4 protein-coding genes and 1 pseudogene are annotated in these 7,130 nt (G+C 73.9%); 2 read left to right on the top strand and 3 right to left on the bottom strand.

The features are described from left to right. Positions 1-336 (bottom strand): Pepco domain-containing protein (locus tag ABT122_RS27305; RefSeq protein ID WP_351557668.1); only part of this gene is annotated, 336 nt, incomplete at its 3' end. A gap of 84 nt (positions 337-420) precedes the next feature. On the opposite strand from ABT122_RS27305, the gene ABT122_RS27300 reads away from it, so the two are divergent. Continuing rightward, on the top strand, positions 421-1,299 hold the full coding sequence (locus ABT122_RS27300) for an alpha/beta fold hydrolase (RefSeq protein ID WP_351557665.1): 879 nt from the start codon (positions 421-423) through the stop codon (positions 1,297-1,299). Between the two features lie 2,769 nt (positions 1,300-4,068). Here ABT122_RS27300 and ABT122_RS33680 read toward each other — a convergent pair. Further along, a pseudogene (locus ABT122_RS33680) lies at positions 4,069-5,886 on the bottom strand (HD domain-containing protein); the annotation flags it as partial. A gap of 73 nt (positions 5,887-5,959) precedes the next feature. Further along, the gene (locus ABT122_RS27290) at positions 5,960-6,607 is read right to left on the bottom strand and encodes an HD domain-containing protein (protein ID WP_351557662.1); all 648 of its coding nucleotides are present in this window, start codon (positions 6,605-6,607) and stop codon (positions 5,960-5,962) included. Positions 6,608-6,740: 133 nt separating this feature from the next. On the opposite strand from ABT122_RS27290, the gene ABT122_RS27285 reads away from it, so the two are divergent. Next, entirely contained in the window at positions 6,741-7,058 is a 318-nt protein-coding gene (locus tag ABT122_RS27285; RefSeq protein WP_351557659.1) for a DUF6479 family protein, read from the top strand. The last annotated feature ends 72 nt before the right edge of the window (positions 7,059-7,130 follow it).

Here is a 7,130-nt window from a genome sequence, read left to right as displayed (position 1 = left end):
GGTGAGTGTCAGCCCCCGGGTGCCCTGCACCTGCCCGCTGCCGATGAGCTGGATGCTCCCGCTCGCCGTGACCTGGAACGACAACTGCGCCTCCGCCAGCGGCAGCGCACCCCCACGGGCCGCCACCTCCTCGAAGACCTTCTGGAGGGCGTCCACCGTGTCGGCGAGGTTCTTGCGGAGGGGCCCAAGAGGGACCGAACGCAGCACGGCGTCGTTGTCCCGGCTGAACAGGCCCATGGTGTCGCCGCCCTGAGCGGCCTCCTCCAGATCCTGGTCGGTCGCCTCGACCCAGAACGGCAGGGTCTCCATCTCCGGCACGGGTGCGCTGTCGCTCATGCCCGTCAGCCTAGATCCCCGGCTCTTCCCACAGGGTGGAAACCCGGAGAAGAGTCCCGGTGGGCGCTGCCAGGATGACGACCCATGAGTGCATATGCCAACGATCCTGCCCGCCTCGGTGAGACCCGGCTGCCCGGCGGGCGGCTGATGGGCTGGGCCGAGTGGGGACCGCGGCACGGTGTGCCCGTGCTGCTCTGCCCGGGGGCGGCCACCAGCCGCCGGCTCGGCTTCGGCCCGGAGGCCGTCGAGGCGCTCGGCGTCCGGCTGATCTCGGTGGACCGCCCGGGCCTCGGCGCCTCCACCCCCGCCCCCGGCCGCACCTTCGCCGGCTTCGCCACCGACATCCACGACTTCGCCGCCCTGCGCGGCCTGGGCCGCCCGCTCATGGTCGGCAACTCCCAGGGCGCGCCCTTCGCCCTCGCCTGCGCGGCGGCGGGGTTCGTCTCCGCGCTCGCCCTCGTCTCCGGCGCGGACGAGGTCGCGGCACCGGAGTTCGCCGCCGCGCTCCCGGCGGAGCTGCGGGAGCTGGTCCACCGGGCCGTGACCGACCCGGCCGGGGCGGAGGAGTTCTTCGCCGGGTTCGGCGCGGACGCCATGGAGAACCTGGTCCTGGGCGGCAGCCCGGAACCCGACCTCGCCGTCTTCCGGGACCCCGCCTTCGCCGCCGCCCACCGCCGCGCCCTGGCCGAGGGCTTCGCCCGGGGCCCGGCGGGCTACGCCCGCGACACCGTCCTCGCGATGGGCCGCTGGCCGTTCGCCCTCGCCGACATCACCGTCCCGGTCGACCTCTGGTACGGAGAGCTGGACACCACCCACTCACCGGACCAGGGCGCCTTCCTCACCACCCGTATCCCCGCCGCCCGCCACCGGCTCGTCCCGGGCATCGGCGGCGCCCTTCTGTGGACCCACTCCGGGCCGATCCTCACCGCACTCCTGGAGCGGGCCCCGGCCGTCCGCCCCTGACGGGGCGGCTCCGTCGAACCACCCCTCCGCCGAGTGCCGCATCCCGAGCGCGCTCGCCCGCTCGGCGGCGGCGCGGAAGGTGGTGCGGTGGCGCATGGCGACGGCGGCGATGGCACGGAGGGAGACGGGGGCGCCCGGGAGGTCGGGCAGGGGCTGCTCTCCCTTCAGGGACCGGTGGAGGACCTCCCCGGCGAGGAGGTCCCGCTGGAACTCCTCGGGGAGGGGGCCGGCGGGGAGGCCGAGTTCACGGAGGGCGGCGACGATGACCTCCGGGGGCCGGCAGGTGTGCCGGGCGGCGGCGTGGACGGTGTCCGGGGTGAGCCGGCCGCGGAGGTCGTGCCGCTCGATCAGCAGCCAGTCCGAGCGGCGGAAACCCCGCTGTCGGCGGGTCTCCCTGACCCGGTAGCCGAGGCGCCTCAGCCTCACCCCGACCCGGTCGATGTCCAGACCCGATGCCTCGCTGATCGCGTCGAGGTCCCGGACGGTGACCGGCCGGCGGTCCGGGAGCCGGCGGGACAGGCCCACCACGACGGCCCGGGACTCTCCGTCCAGCCACTCCGGCCCCGGTACCCGGCTCGGGACCGCGAGACCGAGTTGGACGGCCCGGGCGGCGACCTCTTCGGGGAGCACTCCGAGGTCGGCCGCGACGGTGACCAGTTCGGCGCGGGTGACCTCTCCGCCCCGCGCTCCGTGCCGTGCCAGTCGCGTCACCAGCTCGGTGTTCCGCTCCATGAGCCGACGGGTCTCGCTCTCCCCCGGAGCCGAGAGTCCGAGGAGCGCGGCGCTCCGCAGAACCACGCCGACCGGCCGGCGGACGCGGGCCGCCAGGATCATGGCCTCACCGGGGGACAGCCGCTGGTCCTCGGCAGGGCGGGACCGCAACTCGGGCAGGAGCAGCAGAACATCCTCATCGACCTCCGGCGGATAGTCGGAACCGTCCACCGGATAACCCAGTTCACCGAGCCTCCGGGCCGTCGCGCGCGGACTTCCGCCGAACCGGGCGCGCTGGAAGACCTGGAGTCTGGAGACCGGATGTCCCGGGGGCGGCAGGCGGCCATGGCCGGGTCCCAGCAAGGGATTGTCGGACGGCAGCGCGCCGCGCGCCGCCCCCAGGCCGGGTACGCGGTATCCGAGCGCCGCCAGTCGATCGGCCGTCTCACCGGCCGATCGCTTGGTGGTGGCCATGAGGTGGAACACGGCTCCCGCGTCCACCTCGCGCTCATAACGCCAGGGAAACAGCGTGGCGAGGACGGACCAGCCGGTGGCGGTGAGTGCCGGTGAGGGCTGATGGGCGAGATACGGCGAGAGGATCTCCGAACCCGGAGGCCCCTGGGTCAGACAGCTCCGCCAGCGTCCGGGGCCGTTCGGGGAATCGCTGAGGAGGTGCAGGTCCGAGGGGAGTGCCGGCAGCGGCGGGTGTCCGTCCGGCGGAGCTGCCGGGGCCAGATCGCCCCGCGCGGAGTGCAGAGCGAGCAGCCGCCACCGGAGGATCTTCTCCGGAAGCGCACGGACCAGCTCGGAGTGGTGGTCCCGGAAGGGGGTGTCCGGGTGGTCGTAGTCGCCGGTGAGCAACGGCACGAGCAGCAGATCCGGTTCGAAGAAGCCCGTTGTGCGGTAGCTCAGCGGGAAGCCGTCCCACGGACGGTCCCTCTTCCGCAGCTCCTCGACGACCAGGTCGGCGAGATCGGGCGAGTGCCGCGCGAGGTCGGCGATCCATGTCCGGGTCACCAGGGACGGGTGTGAGTCCACCAGCCCGGCCACGGTGGAGCGGAACAGACCGTGGACATGGGTCTCGTCGTAGGAGCGCAGCCGGGTCCGGTCGACGGTCAGCTCCGGACGGTGCGCCCCCTGGAGGTTGACGACGAGACCGTGGGGGATTCTCACGTTCCAGAAGCGGTCGGTGTTCACGGAGAGGCCATCGCCGAGCAACTGGCCCGGACCGGGGTGCCACCAGAGATCGGGATGGCCCGACGGCCGGGAATCCCCTCTGACCACCTGGGACATGGCGAGGGCCTCGACCGTGCCGTGCGGCAGGAGCCGGCCGGGCTCCCAGACGCGATCATCCCGGCCGTCCCGGGCCCGGGTGCGGTACTGCGCCACCGCCAGGACCCCCAGGAGATGGTCCACGACCGATGTCCGGTCGGCGGTCCGCCTCAGATGCAGCCGCACCCTCGTCCCCGCCTCGCGCCCCTCCCCCAGATCCTCCACCCGGAACAGATTCCCGGGCCCGGCGATCGTCACCCGCAGCGTCCGCCCCGGCGACCCGTCCCTCCCCATCCGGCAGGTCTCCACGGTGATCTCGTCCGCCAGCATGAAGTAGCTGAGCACCCCGATCCCGAACCTGCTGTTCGGGTACAGCTCCACCGGGGGGTCCAGCCGGGCCCACTCCGCCGCCTCCCGCACGAACTCCGGGAGGTCGGTGAAGCGCGTGCCGGCCTGGGCGAAGGTGCTCGCGAGTTCCCGGACCCCCATGCCGACGCCGTTGTCGGCACAGTCGAGATAGGCGCGGCCCTGCTCGTCCTCGCCCTCGGTGAAGTCGATCATCCCGGTCCACTCGACGGTCCGGCCGGTGGTCCGGCGCAGCCATTCGGTGCGGGCCTCGCGGTAGCGGCAGGCGTCCAGGGCGTTCTGGTACAGCTCGCGGACGGCGAGACCGGCATCGCCGTACAGCTCCTTTCCCATGAGGAGCCGCTGCACCCGGTCCTCGGCCAGATGGAAGCGGATGCCCGAGGAGAGTCCGTCGGGTGCGGCCCAGCTCTGGCGCACCCCGTCGGCGTTGGCGTGGGCGGGGAGGGTCGCCAGCGGGTCCGCGGGGCTGCCGGGGCGGGCGGCGAGCACATTGAGGTCGCGCAGCAGGGCGTCCACGCGGCCGGTGTGCTCCTGGAGGGCGAGTTCCACCGCCGGGTGCCGGCAGACGGCGTGCAGCGAACGGCCGCTGCCGGAGACCGTCCACTGCGCCGCGCGGAGGGTTTCGCGCAGTGCGCCGAGGTCGACGCTGTCGGAGATGCCGAGGTGCTCGGCGACCACGGCGGGCAGATCGGCGGGGTCGAGCGCGAGGGCGTGCGCGGCCTTCAGCAGACAGGCCACGAGCGTCTCGCGCAGGGGGTGTTCGTGGATGGTGGCCGCCGCGATCACCTCGCTGTCCGCGAGGGTGCCGGGGCGCGGTGCGGAGAAGGGGGCCGTGCGCCGGTCCTGGACGAAGCGCAGCAGCCGTTCCCGGCCGAGGACCCGCTCCACGACGGGGTCGGCGCCGGGCACCGCGCCGAGGCACTCGCCGAGGACGCCGGGGGCGTAGGCAGCCGGCTGCTGGGGCAGCCAGCGGTGGAAGACCCACCACAGGACGGGCCGGGCCCGTTCCGCGTCCGGCCGGCGGCCGTCGGAGAGCCGGCGCTCCAGCCGTGGGTACTGCCGCAGGAACTCCCGGAACCCGCCGTCCTCGCCCGGGGCCGCGTTCAGCACCCCCACCCGGCGGGCCGCCTCCCGCGTCCAGAACGCCGTATCGAGGAAGGGCAGCAGAGCGAGCAGCGCCGCCTCGCCCGGGGAGAGGACCGTGCCCCTGACCATCCTGCCGATGAGGAAGCCGAGCCGTTCGCTGACGCGCCCGGCCACGTCGGGGTCGTGCCAGGGGTCGTCCCCGAGGCCGCTCGCGCGGGTGTTCCCGTACTGTCCGGCGAGGTGTTCGGCCAGCGCGGTGCAGGCGGTGCGCAGGGCTTCGGTGGTCGGGGCGAGTTCGGGGTCGGTGCGCTCCCAGGCGGGGTGGCGGGCGACCGCGCGCTTCCAGGGGTGCTCGTTCGGGGCGCGTACCGGTCCCGGCAGGACGGTGAACTCCCGCTCGGGGATGTCGGCGACGATCCGGATCCGCTGGAGCGGCCGGGTCTTGCCGTATCCGGTGTGGAGCAGGCGGACCCGCTCCTGGACGGCCTCGCCGAACGCCTCCAGGTCGAGCGCGTGCGGGTGGGAGGCGACGACATCGCACACGGCGCGGGAGAAGAGGCTGAACGACTCGCCGGGGGCCGTGCCGCAGTCGCCGCCCTCCCGGACGGTGTCCGACGGGCGCACATACAGCGCCACCTGCGCCGGTGAGCAGGCGTAGACATAGGCGACCTTGCGCCGCAGCGCGGCGGCGATCTTGCGGCGGCTCCAGCCCCGCGGGGCGCCGCCCGGTGCCATGGAGTCGCGCTCCAGGCCCTCCCGGCAGGCGTCGATCAGAAAGACGATCCGCGCGGCCTCGCAGCTCTCCAGCTCCCTGCCCCAGCCGATCTTCACACAGCTGTCGGAGAACGGGCTGATCTCGTAGCTGGCGTCCTCCGGGATGAGGTAGTCGTCGCCCTCGAAGTGCTGGCCGTGCCCGCTGAGCACGATGAGGAGGGTGTCGGCGGGCCCGGCGTCGCGGAGGAAGCGGGCTATCTGCCCGTCGACGACGTTGCGGGTGACTCCCCGCCGGGGCTCGGCGACCTCCGCCGAGTCGAAGCCGCGCTCGGTGAGGGCGGCGGCGAGCCGCTGGAGGTCGTCCTTGACGAAGGGGAGCGACGGAATGGGGTCGTCGTAGTCGCCGGCCCCGATGAGGAGGGCCCTCTGCCGTGCCATGAGCCCCCGGTCCCGGTCGGTACGGCCATCCGGTGCCGGCTGTCCGGCGCCGGCCCTCTGGTGTCCGCCGATTTTAGGCGAGGAGGGCCAGCTCCGTCGCCAGGTTGTGGCGGGCCGGGGCCTCCCAGAGCCGGGTGCCGTGCGGGGTGTGGAAGAGCCTCGGCAGGGCGAGGAGATGGCCGAGGACGGCGGCGCGGCCGGCGCGGAAGGCGTCGTCGGGGACGAAGGCGTACTCCTCGCGGACGGCGGCGGCGTACGCGGCGTAGGCGTCCGGGCCGGAGGCCAGGATCGCGAGGTCGGCGTCGCAGAGGACGGCGCCGTTGGTGTCGGTGTCCCCGGGGGCGTGGGTGACCGTGAGGCGGACCAGGCGGGCGACCTCCCGCGTACCGGACGGGGAGAGACCCGCCTCGGGGAGGGCGCGCTCGGCGAGGCGGGCCGAGCGCTCCTCGTTCTCGGAGCGGTCGGGGAGGTAGACCGCGTCGTGGAACCAGGCCGCGAGGCGTACGAGCGCGGGGTCGGCGGCGTGGTCCGCGAGGGTGTCGATGTGGTCGAGCACGGCGGTGAGGTGGGCCGTGGTGTGGTAGCGGCGCTGGGGCTCGGCCCAGCGGGCGAGCAGCTCATCGGCGTACGGGAGCGGGTCCGGGGCGCCGGAGCCGGCGGGGCGGGCGGCGCGGAGCGTCTGCGACCAGCGGGTGCGGAGGTCGGGGCGGTCGGGGCTCATACGCCGACTCTAGGGCGGCCCCGGGCCGCTCCGGAGGGGTCCGCGCGGGTCTCCGTCTGCACAAAAGCAGCTTATGGGGTCACACTGGGATCAAAGCACCGTGTGCCATCCCGGTTCCCTGGAGGCAGACACCATGATCACCGTCATCATCGTCATCGGCGTCGTTCTGGTCGCCCTGCTGACCAGCACCATCTGGTGGGACGCGATCCGGCGGGAGAAGTTCGTCCCCCCGACCGCCGAGGAACAGCCGCACAAGCCCGATCACCGGGAGCACATCGAGGAAGTACGGGAGGAGGACGCCGACACCTTCCCGCACGAGGGTGAGGACCGGCTCCTCCCGTACAACATGAAGACCCACAGCAGCCACAGCACCGGCAAGGGCCGGGAGGCGCGCCCGGACCACGGGCCGAATGTCGGCGGCGGGGCCTTCGGCAGCGGCGGCTACGGCTGACCGCGCCGCCCCGAGCACCCCTCCGGGACAAGGACGGGGAGGCGGGGCCGGGCGCTGACGCGCCCGGCCCCG

It is taken from the genome of Streptomyces sp. NPDC001985 (assembly GCF_040296845.1).
In the GTDB taxonomy this organism is placed as follows: Bacteria; Actinomycetota; Actinomycetes; order Streptomycetales; family Streptomycetaceae; genus Streptomyces.
Note: the sequence above shows the minus strand (reverse complement) of the source record. Positions and strands in the feature narration are given on the sequence as shown.

Coding starts and splice junctions, on each gene's coding strand:
- ABT122_RS27300 (WP_351557665.1), top strand. CDS start 421: ATGAGTGCATATGCCAACGATCCTGCCCGCCTCGGTGAGACCCGGCTG.
- ABT122_RS27290 (WP_351557662.1), bottom strand. CDS start 6,607: ATGAGCCCCGACCGCCCCGACCTCCGCACCCGCTGGTCGCAGACGCTC.
- ABT122_RS27285 (WP_351557659.1), top strand. CDS start 6,741: ATGATCACCGTCATCATCGTCATCGGCGTCGTTCTGGTCGCCCTGCTG.